This is a genomic window from Streptomyces sp. NPDC006743, assembly GCF_040703815.1.
Classification (GTDB): domain Bacteria; phylum Actinomycetota; class Actinomycetes; order Streptomycetales; family Streptomycetaceae; genus Streptomyces.
The window spans coordinates 16,922-38,227 of sequence record NZ_JBEYJA010000007.1 but is presented as its reverse complement, the minus strand read 5'-3'; the positions used below and the strand labels follow the sequence as shown (position 1 = coordinate 38,227).

Sequence of the window (21,306 nt, the reverse complement as noted above, 5' to 3'; positions counted from 1 at the left end):
GCCGTGCGACTGAGAGGGCACAAGATCGCGATCCTGCTGGAGAGCGACTTCTACGAACCCGAGATCCTCTACTACCAGCACCGCTTCCCCGAGGAAGGCGCCGAGGTGCACTTCCTGTCCCGGATGTGGGGCCAGGACGAGATCACCTTCCAGGGGCACGAGCACCGGATGCCGTTCGTCGTGCGCGAGTCCTTCGAGGACATCGACGAGTTCGCGCTCAAGGAGTTCTCGGCGCTGATCGTCCCCTCCGGAATGGTCTCCGACCGCCTGCGCTACACCGAGGACCCCGACGAACTGCCGCCCGCCGTACGGTTCCTGCGCCGCGCCTTCCAGGACCCGGCCATCGTCAAGGGCATCATCTGCCACGGCATGTGGCTGACCGCGCCGGTGCCGCACCTGATGCGCGGCCGCCGCGCCGTCGTCCACAACAACCTGCTCGGCGACCTGCGGAACATGGGCGGCCGGTACGTCGACCAGGACGTCGTCGTCGACGACGACCTGGTCACCGGGCGCACCGGGGCGCACTGCCACCTGTTCGCCCGGACCATCATCGACCTGATCGCCGCCCGTGACCGGGAACGGGCGGCGCGGGCGCGCAGCACGACCCGGACCGCGGCCCTGGGAGGCGCGCGATGACCGCCGTCATGGACCCCGGCGCCCGCGTCCCCGTCGGCGACCGCATCCCCATCCGCGACGTCCGCCCCCAGGTGCGCGGCGGTGCCGTGCCCGTGAAGGCCGTCACGGGGGAGACGCTCACCGTCAGCGCCACGGTGTTCCGCGAGGGCTCGGGCGAGATCGGGGCCAACGTCGTGCTGCGGGACGCGCGGGGGCTGCCCGCGGCCTGGACCCCGATGCGGCTGGTCGACCCGGACGCCGACCGGTGGGAGGCCACCGTCGTCGCCGGCCCGCCGGGCAGGTGGACGTACAGCGTGGAGGCGTGGGCCGACCCCGTCGCCACCTGGCGACGCGACGCCGAGGTGAAGATCCCCGCCGGCGTCGACGTCGACCTGCTGCTCGCCGAGGGCGCGCTGCTGTACGAGCGGGCCGCCTTCGGGATCCCGGACGCCCGGCACCGGGACGCGGTGAGCGCGGTGGCGCGAGCCCTGCGCGACGGGGCGAGCCCGGCCGGCCGCCGGCTCGCCGCGAGCGCCGCCCCCGAGGCGGTCGCGGCGCTGCGCCGCCACCCGCTGCGCGAACTGGTCACCTCCTCCTGGCCGTTGCCCCTGCTCGTCGAGCGGCGCAGGGCCCTGGTCGGCGCCTGGTACGAGATGTTCCCGCGCTCGGAGGGCGCCCGGCTGACCGACGGCGCCCCACCGGTCAGCGGCACGTTCGCCACGGCGGCACTGCGGCTGCCCGCGATCGCCGCCATGGGCTTCGACGTCGTGTACCTCCCGCCGATCCACCCCATCGGACGCTCCCACCGCAAGGGCCCCGACAACGCCCTCGTCGCCGGCGAGCACGACGTCGGCTCGCCGTGGGCGATCGGTTCGGCCGAGGGCGGCCACGACGCCGTCCACCCGGACCTCGGCACCCTCGACGACTTCCGCCGTTTCGTCGCCGACGCGCAGGAGCTGGGCCTGGAGGTGGCGCTCGACTTCGCCCTGCAGTGCTCACCCGACCACCCGTGGCTCACCGAGCACCCCGAGTGGTTCACCCAGCGCATCGACGGCTCCGTCGCCCCCGCCGAGAACCCGCCCAAGAAGTACGAGGACATCCACCCCCTCGCCTTCGACCGGGACTTCGAGGGACTGGTCGCCGAGAGCGTGCGGCTGCTGCGGTTCTGGACGGACCAGGGCGTCAGGATCTTCCGCGTCGACAACCCGCACACCAAGCCCGTCGGCTTCTGGAAGCGGGTGATCGCGGAGGTCAACGACCGTGACCCCGACGTGGTGTTCCTCGCCGAGGCCTTCACCCGGCGCGCCATGGTGCACGCCCTGGCGCAGGCCGGCTTCCAGCAGTCGTACACCTACTTCACCTGGAAGAACGAGAAGGAGGAGCTGACCGAGTACGCGCACGAACTCGCCCACGACAGCGCCGACTTCCTGCGCCCCAACCTCTTCGTGAACACCCCGGACATCCTGCACGCCTACCTCCAGGAAGGCGACCGCCCCGCCTTCGAGACGCGGGCCGTGCTCGCCGCCACCCTCGCCCCGGCCTGGGGGATGTACGCGGGCTACGAACTGTGCGAGAACGAGGCCCTCGAACCGGGCACCGAGGACTACAAGAACTCCGAGAAGTACGAGCTGCGCCCGCGCGACTGGGCCGCGGCCGAGGCCCAGGGCCGCTCCATCGCCCCGCTGATCACCCGGCTCAACGCACTGCGCCGCGCCCACCCCGCGCTCCAGGAGCTGCGCAACCTCCGCTTCCACCCGGTGCCGCACCCGCAGGTCGTCGCCTACTCCAAGCAGGTCAGGCTGCCCGACGGCTCGCTGGACACCGTCCTCGCCGTCGTCAACCTCGACCCGCACCACCCGGCCGAGGGCACCGTCGCCTTCGACCTGGCCGCGCTCGGCCTGCCCGACGACGGCTCGCTGAAGATGCGCGACGAACTCACCGGCGAGATCCACGCCTGGCGCCGCGAGACGTACTTCCGCCTGGAACCCGGCCGCACCCCGGCCCACCTGCTGGTTCCCGTGGGGGAGACGCCATGACCCTCGCCCCGGCGGAGGCCGCGCCGCGGCAGGACCTCGCGCCGCTGCTGCCGCTGCTCGGCCCCTGGCTGCGCACACGCCGCTGGTACGCGGCCGGCCCGTCCCCCGCCGGCGCCCTCACCCCGGTCCTGGTCAACGTCGTACGGGAGCAGGCACCCGCGCTGCTGCACACCGTGCTGCGCACCCAGGACGGACAGCTGTACCAGCTCCTGCTCGGGCTGCGCCCCGACCTGCCCCGGCGGCTCGCGGGCGCGGCCATCGGACAGGTGCCGGACGGCGACCGGCGCGGCTGGACCCTGTACGAGGCCACGGAGGACGCCGCGCTCATGGGGGTGCTCCTGCGCCACCTCGCGCAGGGCACCGACGGCGGCCTGCGCCTGCACCGCGCCACCCGGATGCCGCTGCCCGTGGGCCTGGTGCCCCGGCCGCTGACCGCCGACCAGAGCAACAGCGCCGTCGTCTACGGCGACCGGCTGCTGCTCAAGATCTACCGGCGCCCCGAACCCGGCACCCACCTGGAGGTCGAGACGCTGCGCGCGCTCACCGAGGCGAACTGCGTCCGCACCCCGCGGCTGCACGGCACCCTGCTCGGCGGACCCACCGGCCTGGTCCTCGGGCTCATGGAGGACCTCCTGCCCGCCGAGGGCGACGGCTGGCAGGCCGCGGTGCGCCAGGTCACCGACTGCGTGGACGGCACCTGCCCCACCGTCCCGGCGACCGGCGGCTTCACCGCGCACGCCCGGGCCCTGGGCGCGGCCGTCGCCGAGGTGCACACGGCGCTGGCCGACGTCTTCCCGCGGGTGCTGCTCACCCCGCACGACATCGCACGCCAGGCGGCCGAGATGACCGAGCGTCTGGACCGGGCGATGCGGGAGGTACCGGCGCTGGCCCGCCACCGGGCCCCGATCACCCGGCTCTACGACGACTACGCGCGGGCCGGCGCGCGCGGCTGCCCCGTCCTCGCCCAGCGGGTCCACGGCGACCTGCACCTGGGCCAGGCGCTGCCCACGCCGTCCGGCTGGCGGCTGATCGACTTCGAGGGCGAACCGGCGCGTCCCGCCGCCGAACGCGCCGCCCCGCAGCCGGTGCTGAGGGACCTGGCGGGCATGCTCCGCTCCTTCGACTACGCCGCCCAGGCGGGCCTGCGGGCCCTGCGCGCACGCGATCCGGACGACGCCCCGGGACCCCGTCTGCGCCGTGCCCGCCGCGCACGGGCCTGGGCGCTGCGCAACCGCCGCGCGTTCCTGGCCGGTTACGCGGACGCCGGCGGCACGGATCCGCACTGCCACCCCCTGTGGCTCCGGGCGTTCGAAGCGGACAAGGCTGTCTACGAGGCCGTCTACGAGCACCGGCACCGCCCGGACTGGCTGCCGATCCCGCTGGAGGCGGTGCACCGGCTGGCCCGTACGTGACGGGACGCCGCACCCGGCCCCGCCCGCCCGGAACCCGCGCGACGACGGCGTCGGGCCGCCGGCCGGAGCCGGCCGGCGGCCCCGTCCCCGACCTTGAGGAGAACTGCCTCGATGACCACTGAACCCGAGGACGACCTGTACGACCGGATCGTGACCCCGTACGACATCCGGGGCCTGTTCCGCGCCGAGGTCGACCCCGGCCTCGCCTACCGCGCCGGAGCCGCCTTCACCGAGCTGACCGGCGCGGGCACGGTCGCCGTGGCCCACGACGCGCGGGCGTCCTCGCCCTGCCTCGCCGACGCGTTCGGCCAGGGCGTCCTCGACCAGGGCGCCGACGTCGTCGACGCGGGCCTGGGCTCCACCGACTACCTGTCCTACGTCTCGGGCCGCCTGGACGTCCCCGGCGCCATGATCACCGCCGACCGGGCACCGGCCGCGTACAACGGGATCCGGCTGTGCCACGCGGGCGCCGTCGACGTCGACGAGGGCAGCGGCATGGAACTGCTCCGCCGCCGCCTGCGCGGACCGCGCCCGCCACTGGCCGACCGCCCCGGCTCGGTGCTGCCCGCCCGCCTCCTGCCCGACTACGCCGGGCACCTGCGCACGCTCGTCGACCTCTCGGACATCCGCCCGCTGAAGGTCGTCGTCGACGCCGGCAACGGGGCGGCGGCCCGCACCGCGCCGCTCGTCCTCGGCCACCCGTCGATCGAACTGGTCCCGCTGCACTTCGAGTTGGCGGGCCCGGTCCCGCACTGGGCGCCGTACCTGGCCGACGTGGGCGCGCTGGGCGAGAAGGTGCGCGAGTCGGGGGCCGACGCCGGGCTGGCCTTCGACGGGGACGGGAACCGGATGGCCGCCGTCGACGAGCGCGGCGCGCCGGTGCCGCCCGCCACGGTGATCGCGCTGGTGGCCGGGCGGGAACTGGCCCGCCGGCCGGGCGCCGCGGTGGTCCACGACCTGCTGACCGCCACCTCCGCCATCGACGCCATCAAGGAGGCGGGCGGCATCCCGGTGCGCTCGCGCACCGGTCCGGCCGCCGTCAAGGCGCTGATGGCCGAACAGGACGCGGCGTTCGGCGGCGCGCACAGCGGCCACTACTACTTCCGTGACTTCTGGTACGCCGACACCGGCATGCTGGCCGCGCTGCACCTGCTGGCGGAACTCGGCGAGTCGGGCCGGGAGCTGTCGGAACTGGCCGCCCGGCACGACCGGTACGCCTGCTCCGGCACGCTCGAGGTGCGGGTGCCCGACCCGCTGGCCGCCCTGCAGCGCGTGGTGCGGCACTTCGCCGCCGAGGGCACGGCGCTCGACCACCTCGACGGTGTGACCGGCGAGCTGGCCGACGGCGCCTGGTTCAACGTGCGCGTACCGGGGACCGGCCCCGTCGTCCGGGTGAACGTGGAGGCGGGGACGGTCGCGGCGATGGAACGGCTGCGGGACCGGGTGGTGGAGGTGGTGGTCAGCGCCGGTCGGTGAGGGCGGCCTCCGGGGCACGGGTGCGAGCCAGGCCGGCGGTGGTGAGCGCCATGTCGTAGGCCTTGAGCGCCTCGTCGGTGTTGCCGTGGTGGCGCCACAGGTCGCCGATGTGGCGCCAGGTCTGCGCGGAGTCCTGGGAGGCCGGCAGCTGCCGCAACTGGCGTGCGGCCGACTGGAGGTGCTGGACGGCCTCTTCCGGGGCGCTGCGCAGCAGGCAGATCTCGGCGAGGTAGGTCCGGGCCAGCGCGGACAGCACCCGGGAGTCGGAGCCGAGCAGCCCGAGCGCCCGCTCCGCGTGGGCGGCGGCCGTGTCCCAGTGGCCGAGCTGCTTCTCCGCCTTGGCCAGGTTCAGCTCGCAGCGGGACAGCTCGCTGGCGCTGCCGACCTCGGCCAGCGTCTCCTGCGCGGACTCCAGCAGTTCCACGGCCTGTTCGGGGCGGGGCGGGTCCAGCTGGAGGAGCATCGAGCCGTAGTTCATCCTGAGCATGGCCGCATGGCGCGCGTTGTCGCCCTCGGCCATCATCGCCAGGGCCCGCTCGGTCAGGGCGATCGCCTCGCTCAGCCGCCCCTGGGAGCCCGCGACGAGTCCCGCGTTCCAGTAGACGGCGCCGCGCGCCCCGTGGGAGCCCTGGGTCTCGGCGGCGGGCAGCAGGCGCTCCCCGAGGAGCTGGGCGCGGGTGAGGTCGCCGCGCATGTGGTAGGAGCCCATGAGGGTGACGCCGAGCTGGATGTGGTCCATCGTCGTCTCGAGGCCGAGTCCGTCGAGCTGGGCCACCGCCCGTTCACCGATGTCGATGCTGAGCGCGACGTCCCCGGCGTCGCGGTAGCAGCGGCACAGGGCGACGGCGATGCGGCACCATTCGTCGGAGCCGACGGCGATCGAGGGGTCGCGGTGCAGGCCGTCGAGGACGGAGAGCGCGGCTTCGAGGCGGCCGGTCTTCTCGAGCGCGGCGGCCTGGCCGATGAGAGCGCGCCGGATCATGGCACCGTCCAGGGTCGAGCGCTGGGAGAGGAGTTCACCGAAGGACTGCAGGGCCTCGCCGTTGTCCCCGTTGCGCAGCGCCATCTCGGCGAAGGCCAGCTTCAGCCGGTTCTCCTCGGCGCGGCGGTCGTCGACCCCGGTCAGCAGGTAGTCGGTGGAGGTGCCGAGCTTCTCCGCGATGGCGGCCAGCACCGCGGGTGACGGCACTCGCTTGCCGGACTCGATCAGGGAGATGTAGCTCGTCGAGGCGTCGGCCGAGGCCAGGTCCTGCTGCTTCAGTCCGCGCCGTGTCCGAAGGGTCCTTATGCGGCCCCCAAGGCCCTCTGCCTGTTCCACCTTGGCGTGATCCATGGGGACTCCTTCCGGAGTTCATGACTAGTTGTGTGACAACTCAAAGTTACCAGCGTGACTCTGCGAAGCCTAGGGGTGTGGGTCAAGTCTCCTCTCCCCAAGGGGAGTAGGGAGATCGACTGGATCGGCCAGCGGGCTTTGCCGTGCTATTACTTGACTAAAGAAGTGACTGATACTTGACTCAGCTTGTCAACTCACAGAAGAGCGTGACGATTGGGGGGCTCGACGATGAGGAACAGTCTGCTGGTACTCCTCCTGGTTCTGTGCGTGGGGGGAGGCGCGGTCCTCGGCTGGCGCATCGATTCCGCCGGAGCCGGCCGGCCGGTCCCGGTCAGCAAGGAGGCGTCGATCGGCGGGGCCTGCTGCTGACCGGCGTCCCCGGGCGGCTCACCGGCGTCCCGGTGAGCCGCCCGGGGGGAACCCGGGTCCGGCCCCGGCGCACCGGACGCCCTGCCGGATCACTGGGCGGCAGGGGGGTGTTCCTCCGGGGCCGGCCGGCCGTGGAGGGGCGCCCCCTCGTCCGTCCGGGGGAAATGGCAGGCAGCGCCGTCCGCCGCCGGGGGCGCGGGCAGGTCGCGCTCGCACAGCAGACGGTGCTCCGCCGGGAGCCGGCGGTAGACGGCGCAGCTCCCCCGGTAGGCGCAGCCGGTGGACGTGTCGACGTCCTCCCAGGGGGTGAGCGGCCGGACCGGGCGCGGCCGCCGCGCGCGCGGCCCGAGGACGGGCACGGCGGACAGCAGGGCGCGTGTGTAAGGGTGCCGGGGACGGTCGAACACCGCGTCGACGGTGCCCGACTCCACGGTCCGGCCGCCGTGCATGACCACGACCCGGTCCGCGAGCTGCCGCACCACCGCGAGGTCGTGCGAGACGAGCAGACAGGCCGGACTGCCGGGCGCGGAGGTCAGGCGGCGCAGCAGGGCGATGACGCCCGCCTGCACACAGACGTCGAGCGCCGAGACGGGCTCGTCCAGCAGGAGCAGTTCGGGACGGACGGCGAGGGCGCGGGCCAGGGCCACGCGCTGCACCTGGCCGCCGGAGAGCTGGTGCGGGAGCCGTCCGGCGGTCCGCGGGTCCAGCTCCACCTGGGCGAGCAACTCGGCCGTCCGGGAGGCCACGCGGGCGGCGGACGCGCCCTGGGCCTCCAGCGGCTCGGCGATGATCCGGGCGATCGTCATCCGGGGGTCCAGGCTCGCCGCGGGGTCCTGGAGCACCATCTGCACCCGGCCGCGCAGGCGCCGCGCCCCGGACCGGGTGAGCCGGGCCGTGTCCTGTCCCAGGACCTCGATGCGCCCGGACTCCGGTGCGGTGAGGGCGATGATCCGGGCCAGCGTCGTCGACTTCCCCGCGCCGGACTCGCCGACCAGCGCGACGGTCTCGCCGCCGCTCACCTGGAGGTCGGCGTGGTGCACGGCACGGTGGGTGCCGTAGGTGGCCCGCAGGGCCGTGACCCGCAGGGCCGGCGCGTCCAGGGACGCGTTGCCGGTCGCGGCCGGCACCGGAGTGCGGGGCCTGGGCGGGGGAGAGGTGGGGTAGAGGTCCGCCGCCGTGCGGGTGGCCGTGGCCCCGGGGTCCAGGCAGGCCACCAGGTGGCCGCCCGCCGAGGGCGGCCGGGTGCGCGCCGAGGCAGGGGGCACCGGGGCCTTCGCTCCCGCGTCCGGCGGCACACCGGCGGACACGAGTTCCAGCTCGGGCACGGTGGTCGCGCACCCCGGACCCGCCACCGGGCAGCGCGGGGCGAACCCGCAGCCCTCGTTCCCTTCGTCCGGCGCCGGCGGCCTGCCCGGTATCTGGGTCAGGGGGTGGGCCGCGTCCAGCCGGGGGGCCGCGGCGAGCAGCCCCACCGTGTACGGCATCCGGGGCCCGGCGAACAGGGTGTCCGCCGGGGCGGTCTCCACCACCCGGCCCGCGTACATCACCGCCACCCGGTCGGCCGTGCCCGCGACCGCGCCGAGGTCGTGGCTGACGAGCAGCAGTGCCGCCCCGGTGGCCGCCCGCGCCTGCCGCAGGGCCGCGAGGATCTCGGCCTGCACGCTGACGTCGAGGGAACTGGTGGGTTCGTCGGCGACGATGACATCGGGGCGGCCCGCGACCGCCATCGCGATCATGGCGCGCTGGCGCAGACCGCCGGAGAGTTCGTGCGGGTAGGCGCGGCAGACCCGCTCCGGGTCGGGGACGCCCAGCTCGGTCAGCAGTTCGACCGCACGGCGCCGCGCGGAACGGCGGCCGGGGCGCGGCCGTTCGTGGATGCGCAGCACCTCGCCGATCTGGTCCCCGATGCGGTGCACCGGCGTGAACGCGGCCAGCGGGTCCTGGAACACCAGGGAGATCCGGCTGCCGCGCAGCCGCGCCAGCTCGCGTACGGGAAGGCCGACCAGCTCGGTGCCGAGCAGCCGCACCGAGCCGCGCACCCGCGCCCCGCGCGGCAGCAGTCCGAGCGCCGCGAGCGCCGTGAGGGACTTGCCCGCGCCCGACTCGCCGACCAGACCGAGCACCTCGCCGCGGCGCAGCGTGAGGTCGACACCCCGCACGGCGACACGTCCGGAGCCGAAATCGACGTACAGGTCCCGGAGTTCGAGGACCGTGCTCATGCCGGGACCTCGGCCCGGGCACCCGACGGGTCGAGCGCCCGGCGCAGCGCGTCACCGACCAGGTTCACCGCGAGCACGAAGCAGAGCAGCATGCCGGTGGGGAAGAAGAACATCCACGGATAGGTCAGCGCGGCCTCCGTGCTGTCCGCGATCAGCGTGCCCAGGGACACGTCGGGCGGCTGCACACCGAAACCGGCGTAGGACAGGCCCGCCTCGCTGACCACCGCACCGGCCGTCGAGACCGTCGCGTGGGCGATCAGGAACGACGTCATGTGCGGCAGGATGTGCCGGCGGACGATGACCGGCGGACGTACGCCCATGTGCCGGGCCGCCGTCACGTACGGGCGCTCACGCAGGGAGAGTGCCATCGCGCGGACCGCCCGCGCCGTGAGCATCCAGCCGAGCGCGGCCAGCGCCCCCGCGTAGGCCACCCAGCCCGCCGGGCGCAGCGCGGGCGCCGCCACGACGAGCACCAGGAAGCCGGGCACCACGAGGAACACGTCCACCACGAACGTGAGGGCCCGGTCGCTCCAGCCGCCGAAGTACCCGGCGCAGGTACCGACCAGGGCGGCGAACGCCGTACCCGCCAGCGCCACGAACAGGCCGATCAGGAGGGACTTCTGCAGGCCCCGCGCGGTCTGCGCGAACACGTCCTGCCCGATCCGGTTGGTGCCGAACCAGTGGCTCGGATCCGGCGGCGCACTGAGCGCCGCGTAGTCGACGTCGGTGGGGGACCACGCGGACACGTACGGTCCGACGGCCGCGTACAGGCACAGCGACGCGATCAGGAAGAGGCCCACGAGAGCGGCCGGGGACCGCGTCAGGGCGCGGGTCACCGGCGTACCCGCGGGTCGAGCACCAGCAGCAGCGCGTCGGCGAGCAGCCCCGCCAGGAGCACCGCCACGGCCGCGAACAGACAGACCGCGACGACCGAGTTGACGTCGCCCTCCTGCGCCGCGTCCAGGAACCAGCACCCCATGCCGGGCCAGCCGAAGATCTGCTCGGCGAAGACCGAACCGGTGAACAGGGCGAGGAAGCCGAAGGAGAAGAACGTCGTCATCGGCACGAGCGAGACCCGCAGACCGTGGCGGAGCAGCGCCCGGCCGGGCGTGAGCCCCTTGGCCTGCGCGGCGCGCAGGTGGTCGGCGGCGAGCACGTCCAGGGTCGCGGCGCGCTGGTAGCGGCTGTAGGACGCGATCGTGCCGAGCGCCACCGTCGCGGTCGGCAGCACCAAGTGGGAGGCGCGGTCCGCGAGTTGCGACAGCAAGCCGCCCCTGCGGCCCGGGGTCGACTCGCCCGTGTAACGGATCACCGTGTGGCCGACGCCGTGGTTGAAGGAGAGCGCGCCGTCCTTGAGCAGCAGGGCGAGCACGAACGTGGGGACGGACAGGACCAGGAAGGAGAGGACCGTCAGCGCGTGGTCCGGCAGGCGGCCCCGGCGCACGGCCGCCCACAGGCCCGCGAGCACCCCGAGGCCCGTCCCCGCCACCGTGCCCGCCAGCAGCAGCCGCACCGAGACACCGACCCGCCGCCCGAACTCGGCGTTCACCGAGCCGCCGTCGAGCGTGCGCCCGAGGTCCCCGTGGAGCGCCCGCCACGACCAGTGCCCGAACCGGACGAGGACCGGAGTGCGGTCGTCCAGGCCGAGCGAGGCCAGCTCGTGGTCGACCGCCCAGGCGGGCGGCCGGGGGGTGCGGTTCTCGAAGTGGGCGCGCGGGCTGAGCGCCACCGAGGCGATCACGTACGACACGAGGACCGAGACGAGGAGGAGGGCGCCGCTGCGCGCGATGCGCGCGAGCGCACGGCCGGCCATGAGCCTCCTCGGTGGACGGGCGGCGGGCTGAGTTGGTGAGCGCGTTACCCGTCGATGATAAATTCAACTGACCGAAATCGTAGGTCAGTTCGCATCCTTTGGTGATCTTTTGCATTGACCAGGAGGGCCCTGTGAGCCGATTACGTCGCGTCGGAGCCGTCATCGTCGGACTGCTGGTGGCGGCGGTGCTCGCGGGGTGCAGCGGTCCGGGCGGCCCACCGGACACGGGGCGGCCCGTCGCGGCGGCGACGTACGGCTCCCAGAGCATCGGCGCCGCGCCGGCCACCCGGCTCCGCGACGGCGGGACGCTCACCCTCGCCATCTCCGCCTGGCCCACCCAGCTCAACTTCCACCAGGTCGACGGGGCCACCGACGGGGTGTGCCAGCTCGCGCAACTGGTGGAGCCCAGCCTCTTCCGGCGTGACGCCACCGGGGTCCCCCGCCCCGACACCGACTACCTCCTGTCGGCGAAGGTCACCGACACGGCACCGCAGACCGTCCTCTACCGGCTCAATCCCAAGGCCCGCTGGTCCGACGGGCGGCCCGTCACGGCGGCGGACTTCGCCGCCCAGTGGCGGGCCCTCGGCCGCGGTGACGACCGCTACCACGTCGCCGACCCCACGGGCTACGACCAGATCGCGTCGGTGGGCGAAGGACCGGACGGACCCGGCGCCCATGAGGTGAAGATCGTCTTCCGCACCCCCTACACCGACTGGCAGCGGCTGTTCACGCCGCTGTACCCGGCCTCCGCGATCACCACTCCCGCGCAGTTCAACCAGGGCTGGATCGGCCGGGTCCCGGTCACCGCCGGGCCGTTCACGATCGGCTCGCTCGATGGGACCACCGAGACCGTGACCGTCGTCCGCGACCCCCACTGGTGGGGCGCCCGGCCCCGGCTCGACAAGATCGTGCTGCGCACCCTGCTGCCCGCCGCCGCCCTGCAGGCCTACCGCAACGGGGAGATCGACGCCGTCAACGCCGGCAGCACCGAGGACTACGCCCAGCTGAAGGACGCCGAGGACAGCGTGATACGGACCGGCTCCGCCTGGGACGAGGTGCACGTCGCCCTCAACGGCGCCGCCGGGCCGCTCGCCGACGTCGAGGTCAGGCATGCCGTGCAGCGGGCCGTCGACCGGGAGGCACTGGCCGGCGTCGCCGCCCGGGGACTGCCCGTCGGCGTGCCCCTGCTCGGCAACCACATCTTCATGACCAACCAGCCCGGGTACGCCGACCACTCCGCCCCCTGGGGCACCTACGACCTCGCCGAGGCGTGCCGCATCCTCGACCGGGCGGGCTGGAAACGGCACGGGGACGGCGGACCGCGCACCAAGGACGGCAAGAAGCTGCGGCTCCGGTTCGTCATCAGCACCGCCACCAACCGCCTGGGCCTCGACCTCTCCCAGCTCGTCCAGTCGATGCTGGCCCGGGCGGGCATCGAGGTCGACATCGTGAAGGTCCCCACCAACGACTACACCGCGAAGTACCTGAACCAGGGCGACTTCGACCTGGCCATCTTCCGCTTCGTCGGTCTCACCTACCCCAGCGGCGTCCTGTCGATCTACCAACGGCCGCACGGAGCCCAGTCGTTCCTGAACTACGGCAGGGTCGGTGACGCCACCGTCGACAAGCTGCTGCGCCAGGCCGCGGGCACCCTGGACCACAAGCGCGCCACCGCGCTGTACAACCAGGCGGACGCCGAGATCTGGCGCCTCGGGCACGACATCGAGCTGTACCAGCGCCCGCAGGTGATGGCGGTCCGGACCGGGCTCGCGAACTACGGGGTCCCCGGACTCGGCGACATCGACTGGACGAAGGTCGGCTGGACGAAGGCGGAGACGAAGGCGAGGACCAGGAGGAGGCAGAAGACGGAGGAGGCGGAGCGGACACGGTAGCGCCGGGAGCGGGTGGTGCCGAAGACCGCGGAGCCGGAGGCGAGGGCGCCGGACGCGGGGCTGCTGGGCGCGGGGGCGCCGGGCGTAGTGGTGCCGGCGGGGGTGCCGGACGTGAGGGCGCCGGGCGCATTGGTGCCGGGCGCGGTGGTGCCGGGTGTGGCGCGGCCGGAAGTGGAGGGGCCGGACGTGGAGGGCCGGACACACCTGTCCGGTGGCGGGCGGACCGCCACCGGACAGGTGTCGCGAACGAATCGGGCCGGACCCGCTCGGACCGCGGATCCGTTCAGACCGCGGACCCGCTCAGCACCCGTTCGGGCCGGGGCGCGGCAGCCCCCCGCAGCGCGGCGAAGCCGAGCGCGGCCGAGGCGAGCGTGACGTGGTGGTGCCAGCCGCGGAAGGAGCGGCCCTCGAAGTCACCGAGTCCGAAGTCCTCGTGCAGCCGCTGCAGACCCGCACCGGCCAGGGACCGCAGCTGGGCCAGCGGCAGCGCCTCGGCCAGCCGCCGGGCCGGCAGGTTCGTCAGCCAGTAGGCGCGCGGCTCGGGCCGCCCGAACGGCCAGTCCGCGACCAGGTGGCGCGGGGTCGGCCGGTGCGCGGTCGCGGCCCGGCCGGCCGCCGGCCGCGCGCACAGCAGCGCGGGCGTGGCCAGGTACTGCGAGCGGTGCCTGCGCCCGGTCACCGGGTCCTGCCAGCTGACCGGCGTGCGCTCGGTGCGCCGGGCCACGTGCGCGGCGAGGTCGGCGACCGTACCGCGCACCGCGGGCAGCGCCGAGTGCGGACGCGGCATGGTGACGGCGGTGCGCGGCGACACCTGCACGAGGTAACCGAGGCCTCGCGCCTCCAGACCGCACAGCAGCGGATCGGTCTCGGACTCGTGGCGCCAGTCGGCGAGCACCGGACGCGGATCGAGCAGCCACTCCTCCGTCATCTCGTCGACCGCCTCCAGGACGTAGTGCCAGCGGGGCCGCGACTGCTCGTGGGCGGGCAGGTGCGCGGCTCGCCGTAACTCCTCGTCACGGTCCCAGTGAGGCGGGAGCAGCAGCCGCCAGTTCACCGGCAGGCCCCCGCCGGCGCCCACCAGGGAGACTGCGCAGGCGAGCTGGCAGTTGACGGTGCGCTCCTGGGACGGCACGTACTGGCGGGCCACCCCCACCGAACGGTCGCCGTTCTTCACGAAGACGACCTCGTCGACCGACCAGGCCTCGACCGGGAAGGTCTGGGCGAGGCGCAGCGCCGTCTGCCGCCGCACCGGCGCGCACTCCCACGGGCTCTGGTGCACGAACTGCTGGAGCTGCTGCACGGCGGGCCGCCCGAGCACGTGCTCGGAGATCCGGGTGGGCGTCTTGCGGCCCGGCACCGACAGCAGGCCCCGCAGATAGACCTCTCCCCAGCGCCGCTGGTCGGAGCGGGCCAGTTCACGGAACAGGTCGCCGCAGTAGGCCTGGAAGGACAGGGGCAGGGACGCGGAGAGGGGAGTCGGAGAGGACACAGTGCTCCCAAGGCGGTGCGGAACATTCGGCTGGAACAGGGATTCAGTCATGGGCGCACGCGTCCCCGCCCTCGAGGAGGAAGGCATCGGTGGCGAGCAGCGCGTCGGCGACGTCGGGCAGGGCGCAGCCGACGATGACGAAGTCGACGTCGAGCCCGGCCTTGGTGCGCTGGAAGAGGAGTTCGTTGATGGCGGGCCGGCTCATCGCGGTGACCTCGCACAGGTGGAACTCCACGCGCTCCGGCTCGGCCGCCATCACCTCGGCCAGGATCCGCCGGAACTTCTCCAGCTCCGCGGTGTCGATGACGCCGGCGCAGCGCACGTGCGCGGTGTCGCCGTCGAACTCGGTGCGCATCCGCAGCCGCATCTGCGCGGCCTCCAGCTCGACACGCACCCGCACCGGGGTGTCCCCGTGGGGCAGCCGGACGGTCAGCTCCTTGGCGTCGAAGTTGTGGTACGGGGCGCCGTCCACCCACACCCCGGTCAGCTCCACCGAACCGGCGGGCAGCAGGTCGGGCGCGACGCGCAGCACGCGGTCGGGCAGGTCGTCCGGACGCGGACGGAAGTGCAGGGTGAGGGTGTCGTTGCTGATGAGCAGGCCGGTGTAGGCGGCGGCCAGGTAGCACAGCTCCAGGGAGTGGTAGCCGGCCATGGAGTGGCTGCCCTTGAGCCGTTCGGTGCCGAGCAGGTACGGGATGCCGTTGGCCTGCACGTTGAAGTACACGCCGCCGTCGTCGTAGTCGAGGAAGAACGCGTTGTGGAACGAGGCCGCCTCGCGGGCCAGGCGCAGGTGCTCGGGGTCGTTGGTGGTGCCGGCGAGGATCAGGTAGGCGAGGATCGCCTGTTCCTGCTGCCACCAGGCCTTGCGGTCGTGCCACACCATGCGGTGCATGCCGCTGTCCGGGTCGGCCTTGCGCTCCACCACGTCGTACCAGCCGCCGCGCAACTGGTCGCTGCCCACGGCCGGCATGATCTCGCCGATGCGTTCGGCGAGCGCCCCGTAGCCGTCCTTGTCGATGAGGGACTTGATGCGGGTCAGGTTCCAGGCGATCTTCAGGTTGTGACCGACGACGGCCCGGTCCTGCTGCCAGCCCCAGGTGCGGTCGGGCGACCAGTCGGCGTGGAACCGCTCCTGCACGAACGGGCTGTCCGGTTCGTCGGGGAAGCGCTCGACGATGGTGTCCGCGGTCTCCTCCAGGAGCGCCGCGAAGTCCTGGCGTCCGGTGGCCAGGTAGGCGTTGATCAGGTACGCGGGGGCGTGGTCGCCGACCGAGTTCCAGTTCTTGCGCGACCGGTTGGGGCCGAGCGAGTCGGCGTGCGGGTCGAGCGTGATCGGGTCGATGTGCGAGAAGAACCCGCCGTGCTCCGGGTCCCTGAAGAACCGCTCGAACAGGGTCACCGTGCGGTCGATGTCCGCCAGGATCCGCGGGTCACCGGTGATCCGGTACGTCTGGGTGGGGCCGGCGAGCGCGTAGATCTGCTCGTACATCGGGATGGCGTCGACGTCGTCGCCGAACTCCGAGGCGTACACCTTGCGCTGGCCGGTCGGGGTGACGTCGATGCCGTGGTACCAGTAGACGAACCCGTCCTGCTCGTCGGTGACCCGCATGTGCTCGCGCAGGTACTCCGTGCCCGACTCGGCCGCGTCCAGGAAGCGGTCCTCGCCGGTCAGCAGGTAGGCGGTGGCCAGACCGTACACGAGTCGCGAGATGGTGTCGGTCTCCTGGCGCACGTCCGTGCCGTCGAAGTCCGGCAGGTGCGTGCCGTGCAGGGTCAGGTGCGTGCGGAAGTTGCGCCAGTCGTACTTGCCGTCGGGGAAGTGACCGCGCAGGTAGAAGTCGGCGACCGCGGTGGCCTGCTGGACCCACCAGGAGGGGTGCTCGAAGACGTAGGCCCCGCGGTGCTCCTCGGGGAAGGTGATCTCCTTCGCCTCGAACCGCTCGCCGCCCTCCCACTCGTAGCAGATGCCGTACGCGAACAGGTAACGGCCCTCGGCGAGCATGTCCACGGTGGCGTCGGTGGTGTCGCGGTAGTCGTCGCCGAGGTTGCGCACGATGCGCGAGGCGACGTTGCGGGGCAGGTGCACGGTGAACTCACGGTCGTCCGAGGTGCGCAGACCGAAGCGGCGACCGGTGGGGCTGAAGTAGGTGACGTAACCGGCGAGCGTGTCGGAGAACGTGCGGCGACGTGCTGCGGATCCACTCATCGGGGATTGTCCTTCGCGTCAGACAGGGCCGCCAGCAGCACGACGCTGCGGCCGTGGGCGTGGAAGGTGTGGTCGTCGTGCGGCTCCTCTTGGCCGGCCGGAAGGAGATCGCGCGGGCCCGCCTGGGCGGTGTCCAGGATGCGGTGCCAGCGGTGGCCGCGGATGTGCGGCAGCTCGAAGTCGAGGCCCAGGTGGTACATGTTGAGGATCAGGTGGAGGTCGGGATCGCCGTCGAACCCGCCGAGCGTGCAGGCCAGGACGCGGGCGTTGGTGTCCTCCCAGCCGGGCTGCTCCAGGCGCGTGCCGTGCCAGGTGACGTCCGGCAGCTGCCGTGAGTTGAGGTGCCCGGTGTAGAAGTGGGGTGCGCGGAAGGTGCGGAAGCGGCGCCGCAGCCCGATCAGGCGCCGGACGAACTCGAAGGTCTCCTCCTCCTTGTCGGCCTGGTCCCAGTCCAGCCAGGACGTCGGGTTGTCCTGGCAGTACGCGTTGTTGTTGCCGTTCTGGCTGTTGCGGAACTCGTCACCCGCCAGCAGCATCGGCACGCCCCTGCTGAGCATCAGCACCGACAGCAGGTTCTTGATCTGCCGAACGCGCAGGCGCTCCACCTCCGGGTCGTCGCTGGGGCCCTCGGCCCCGCAGTTCCAGCTGAAGTTCTCGGCCGCCCCGTCGGTGTCGGCCTCGCCGTTGGCGTAGTTGTGCTTGTGGTCGTAGCTCACCAGGTCGTTGAGGGTGAAGCCGTCGTGACAGGTGACGAAGTTGATGCTGTTGGTCGGCAGTTCCTTCTGCGGACCGAAAAGGTCCTCGGAGCCGCCGAGCCGCTTGGCGAGGTCACCGACCACCCCGGCGTCCCCGCGCACGAAGCGCCGCACGTCGTCACGGAACGGCCCGTTCCACTGGGCCCAGCGCTTGCCGGGGAAGCGGCCCACCTGGTAGAGGCCGCCGCCGTCCCACGGCTCGGCGATGATCTTCGTCTCGGCGAGCACCTTGGACAGTTCGATCGCCCACAGGACCGGCGGCACCGCCATCTCGTAGCCCTGGTCGCCGCGCGACAGCTCGGAGGCCAGGTCGAAGCGGAAGCCGTCGACGTGGTGCTCGGTGACCCAGTACTCCAGGGACTCGACGATGAACTTGGCGACGAAGGGGTGGTTGGCGTTGACCGCGTTGCCGCAGCCGGTGAAGTCCATGTAGTGGCTGCGGTCCTGCGGCCACAGGTGGTAGTACGCCTCGTTGGCCTGGCCGCGGAAGCTGATGGTCGGACCGAACTCGTTGCCCTCGCTGGTGTGGTTGAAGACGACGTCGAGGATCACCTCGATGCCGGCCCGGTGCAGCTCCTTGACCATGTTCCTGAACTCCGCGATGTGCGTGTTCAGATGAGGCGAGGTGCAGTAGCCGGTGTGCGGTGCGAAGAACCCGTACGGGTCGTAGCCCCAGTAGTTGTGCAGCGGGGTTCCGTCGGGGCCGTTGCGCAGGACGTGCGTCTCGTCGAAGTCGAAGACGGGCAGCAGTTCGACGGCAGTGATGCCGAGCCGCTTGAGGTGCGGGATCTTCTCGATCACCGCGGAGAACGTCCCCGGGCTCGCCGCCCGCGACGTGGGCGACGCCGTCAGACCGCGCACGTGCATCTCGTAGACGACCGTGTCCTCCATCGGCGTGCGCAGCGGCTGGTCGCCCTCCCAGTCGTAGTCGTCGAGGTCGACGACGAGGCTGCGCATGCACGTCTCGACGTTGTCCTGCAGTCCGATCGCCAGCGTGCGGTTCCAGCGGGAGTTGATGTTGGCGCGGGCGTACGGGTCGAGCAGCACCTTGCGGTGGTCGAAGCGGGTGCCCGACCGCTTGGGGTCGCGCGGTCCGTCCATCCGGTACGCGTAGACCTGTCCGGCACCGATGCCGGCGACGTGGCAGTGCCAGAAGTGGAAGCTGCGGTGCTTGTCGGGGTGGAGGTGGATGGTCCGCGAGGGCCGCGGGTCGTCGCACTTGTCGAAGAGCAGCAGGTCGACACGGGTGGCGTGCTCCGAGAAGACGGAGAAGTTGACTCCGCCGTCGACGACGGTGGAACCCAGAGGCTGGGGGCGTCCCGCCGAGATCTGCGGCGTCTCGGTCATGGTGGTCTCCGGTTTCGCGTCAAAGGGGGCGTGCACGTGCCGTGGTGACGAGGGCCCGGGGTGTCCGGGCCGGGGTGTTCAGGCCGGGGCGTGCAGCGGGACGGCCTCGTCCGCGCTGAGCCCGGCGAACAGGTCCTCCCAGTCGCCGGGAGGGCTGCCCGCGCCGTTGCGCATCTCGAAGGTCAGCCCCTTGGCGGACGGGCAGTACAGGGCCTGTACGCAGGCCTCGGCCACGTCCTGGAGGGCGACGTAACCGTCCCTGCGGTCGCCCTGCTCCAGGTGGACGCGGCCGTCGTCGGCCAGTTCGGTGCGGTCGGTCAGCCAGCCCGGGCGGATGATCGTGTAGTCGAGGCCGGAGGCGCGGACGGCGTTCTCACCGGCCAGCCGCCAGTCGAGCATGCGCCCGTAGGCGTTCATCGGATGCTCGGGACGGGTCACGTGCCGCTGGCTGACGAGGACGAACTGCGCGCGTCCGAGGGCGCTGTGGCGCTGGAGCGCGTCCAGGGTGTTGAGCACCCCCGCGTGCAGGGTGCTTCGCGGACTGTCGGGGCCCGCGGGGTCGGTGCCGGGTTCCACGGTGTAGACGACTGCGGAGCAGCCGTCCAGCGGGGCGGACAGGGACTCGGGGTCGCGGACGTCACCGAGGAAGAACTGCGCGCGGGGCGGCAGATGGCGCCGGGCGCGCTGGGTGCTGCGGCCGATGACGCGGACGGACTCACCACGGTCGAGGAGCTTGCGGGTGACGATCCGTCCGACCCGGCCGGTGCCGCCGATCACGGCGATGGCAGTGTTCACTGGAACCTCTCCTCAAGAGGTGCAGGGGGCGGGTCACACCCACTGCAGGATGTCGTCCGAGCTGGTGAGCTGGGTGCCGCTGGGCACTCCGGAGACGGCCGGCACGCGCAGCCGCGGATAGACGCTGACGCCCGAGAGCCGCGTCCCCGACCACAGCTGGGCGCCGTCGCCGACGGCCGACAGGGCTTCGAGCCGTACCGGGGCGCGGGCGTCGGAGCGCACCTGCACCATCGGGCCCACGTAGGAGTCGCTGATGTGCGCGTACGCTCCGATCACGGCGGAGTCGCCGAGCACACTGCCCTCCACCTGGGCGCCCTCGTGCAGGTCGACGCCGTCCCCGACGTCCGTGGCGCGCAGCCGCACGCCCGCGCCGATCTCGACGTGCCGGCCGATGCGGACGCCCGGACCGATGACGACGCTGCCCTCGGCGATCTTCTGCGCGAGGGTGGTCCCGGTGATGTGGTCCTTGGCGCGCAGGCTGCTCTCGTGGATCCAGTACCGCGGGTCCGCGCTGAGCGGGGTGCCGAGGGCCCGGTCCATCTGCGGGTACAGGCCGCTGAGCGCGTCGCCGAGCGTGCCCAGGTAGTCGTGGATGTTGCCGAGGTCGCCCAGGCGTGCGATGGGTTCGACGGCCACCGGGTGACCGAGGCCGACGAGGCGGGGGAGCAGGTCGTTGCCCCAGTCGAGGCGCTGCTGGGCGAGGCGGATGAGTTCGGGGGTGCGGGCGGCGAGCCGGAGCCGGGCGCAGTCGATCAGGTACATCCCGGCGTTGGTGGCCAGGGTGCGCGGCCCCTGCGGCTGGGTGATCTCGGGGAACTCCCGCTCGATGACGGGCAGTCGGGGCTTCTCCAGGAAGCCGCACACCAGGCCCGCCGCGGTGGTGCGCATGACGCCGTACTTCCCGGCGATCTCCTCGGGGGTGCGGGAGACGGCGGCCACGGTGACCACCGCGCCGGTGTCCCGCTGGGCGGCGAGCAGCCTGTCCAGCGAGAACTCGAACAGCGAGTCGACGGGCAGGACCAGTGCGGTGCCCGTCAGGTTCCACTGCTCCAGGTTGTGCAGGGTGGCCGCGCCCGATCCCACGTTGTACGGGTCGAAGCGGGCCCGTGAGTAGTCGATCTCCACTCCGTAGCGCTCGCCGTGGCCGAGCACGAGTTTGATCTGGCTGCGGTTCTCCACCCCCTGCGCCACTACGTGGAAACGGCGTATGCCCTGGTCACGGCAGGCCTCGACGATCCATTCGATGAGCGGCCTGCCGGCGAACGGAATGAGCGCCTTGCTGCGGATGTAGTCGGCGGACTGCAGGGTGATGGGCTTCGCCCGCTCGCCCCGCCCGCCGGCCAGGATGATGCCGACTGTGCTGTCGTCCCCCATCGCCTGTCCCGCCCTCCGAGCCGACTTGTCGATGTGAGAGATTCAACAGCGTGTGTCATATCAAGTCAAGTGAGTTGTCAATTACGCAGGTTGGGGTGGGTGAGGGCCGGGTGAGGGCCCGTCAGGAGAGAAGGCTGAGAGGGGTGGGCTGGTGGGCGGAGCCGGCGGCCGCCGT

14 protein-coding genes are annotated in these 21,306 nt (G+C 72.7%); 5 read left to right on the top strand and 9 right to left on the bottom strand.

Features of this window, described 5'->3' with window-relative positions:
* Positions 1 to 3: 3 nt before the first annotated feature.
* From ABZ719_RS08535 to manB, 4 genes are all read left to right on the top strand, one after another.
* Positions 4 to 636 (top strand): DJ-1/PfpI family protein, encoded by a 633-nt coding sequence (locus ABZ719_RS08535; RefSeq protein ID WP_366724447.1) that lies wholly within the window; start codon positions 4 to 6, stop codon positions 634 to 636.
* Positions 633 to 2,651 (top strand): alpha-1,4-glucan--maltose-1-phosphate maltosyltransferase, encoded by a 2,019-nt coding sequence (locus ABZ719_RS08530; RefSeq protein ID WP_366724446.1) that lies wholly within the window; start codon positions 633 to 635, stop codon positions 2,649 to 2,651. Before ABZ719_RS08535 ends, ABZ719_RS08530 begins: the two co-directional genes overlap by 4 nt.
* Positions 2,648 to 4,063 carry a hypothetical protein gene (locus tag ABZ719_RS08525; protein WP_366724445.1) on the top strand — a complete coding sequence of 472 codons (1,416 nt, stop codon included), beginning with the start codon at positions 2,648 to 2,650 and terminating at the stop codon, positions 4,061 to 4,063. The genes ABZ719_RS08530 and ABZ719_RS08525 overlap by 4 nt, the downstream gene beginning before the upstream one ends.
* Positions 4,064 to 4,174: 111 nt before the next feature.
* The gene (gene manB / locus ABZ719_RS08520) at positions 4,175 to 5,539 is read left to right on the top strand and encodes a phosphomannomutase/phosphoglucomutase (RefSeq protein WP_366724444.1); all 1,365 of its coding nucleotides are present in this window, start codon (positions 4,175 to 4,177) and stop codon (positions 5,537 to 5,539) included.
* Here the strand turns inward: manB and ABZ719_RS08515 are convergent.
* The 4 genes from ABZ719_RS08515 to ABZ719_RS08500 form a co-directional block, all read right to left on the bottom strand.
* Positions 5,523 to 6,872 (bottom strand): tetratricopeptide repeat protein, encoded by a 1,350-nt coding sequence (locus tag ABZ719_RS08515; RefSeq protein ID WP_366724443.1) that lies wholly within the window; start codon positions 6,870 to 6,872, stop codon positions 5,523 to 5,525. The two genes, manB and ABZ719_RS08515, sit on opposite strands and share 17 nt — an antisense overlap.
* Before the next feature lie 458 nt (positions 6,873 to 7,330).
* The gene (locus ABZ719_RS08510; protein WP_366724442.1) at positions 7,331 to 9,460 is read right to left on the bottom strand and encodes an ABC transporter ATP-binding protein; all 2,130 of its coding nucleotides are present in this window, start codon (positions 9,458 to 9,460) and stop codon (positions 7,331 to 7,333) included.
* The gene (locus tag ABZ719_RS08505) at positions 9,457 to 10,296 is read right to left on the bottom strand and encodes an ABC transporter permease (protein WP_366724441.1); all 840 of its coding nucleotides are present in this window, start codon (positions 10,294 to 10,296) and stop codon (positions 9,457 to 9,459) included. The genes ABZ719_RS08510 and ABZ719_RS08505 overlap by 4 nt, the downstream gene beginning before the upstream one ends.
* Positions 10,293 to 11,273 (bottom strand): ABC transporter permease, encoded by a 981-nt coding sequence (locus ABZ719_RS08500; RefSeq protein WP_366724440.1) that lies wholly within the window; start codon positions 11,271 to 11,273, stop codon positions 10,293 to 10,295. The genes ABZ719_RS08505 and ABZ719_RS08500 overlap by 4 nt, the downstream gene beginning before the upstream one ends.
* Before the next feature lie 131 nt (positions 11,274 to 11,404).
* On the opposite strand from ABZ719_RS08500, the gene ABZ719_RS08495 reads away from it, so the two are divergent.
* Positions 11,405 to 13,165, top strand: coding sequence for an ABC transporter family substrate-binding protein (locus ABZ719_RS08495; protein ID WP_366724439.1), 1,761 nt, complete (start codon positions 11,405 to 11,407; stop codon positions 13,163 to 13,165).
* 283 nt (positions 13,166 to 13,448) lie between these two features.
* On the opposite strand, the gene ABZ719_RS08490 is transcribed toward ABZ719_RS08495, so the two are convergent.
* From ABZ719_RS08490 to ABZ719_RS08470, 5 genes are all read right to left on the bottom strand, one after another.
* Positions 13,449 to 14,654, bottom strand: coding sequence for a transposase (locus tag ABZ719_RS08490; protein WP_366724438.1), 1,206 nt, complete (start codon positions 14,652 to 14,654; stop codon positions 13,449 to 13,451).
* Between the two features lie 43 nt (positions 14,655 to 14,697).
* On the bottom strand, positions 14,698 to 16,860 hold the full coding sequence (locus ABZ719_RS08485; RefSeq protein WP_366724437.1) for an AGE family epimerase/isomerase: 2,163 nt from the start codon (positions 16,858 to 16,860) through the stop codon (positions 14,698 to 14,700).
* A complete protein-coding gene (gene glgX, locus ABZ719_RS08480; protein ID WP_366724436.1) occupies positions 16,857 to 18,962 on the bottom strand; it encodes a glycogen debranching protein GlgX in 2,106 nt (701 codons plus the stop codon). Before glgX ends, ABZ719_RS08485 begins: the two co-directional genes overlap by 4 nt.
* A 78-nt stretch (positions 18,963 to 19,040) precedes the next feature.
* Positions 19,041 to 19,757 (bottom strand): SDR family oxidoreductase, encoded by a 717-nt coding sequence (locus ABZ719_RS08475; protein WP_366724435.1) that lies wholly within the window; start codon positions 19,755 to 19,757, stop codon positions 19,041 to 19,043.
* 33 nt (positions 19,758 to 19,790) lie between these two features.
* Entirely contained in the window at positions 19,791 to 21,131 is a 1,341-nt protein-coding gene (locus ABZ719_RS08470; protein ID WP_037859256.1) for a sugar phosphate nucleotidyltransferase, read from the bottom strand.
* Between the last annotated feature and the right edge of the window lie 175 nt (positions 21,132 to 21,306).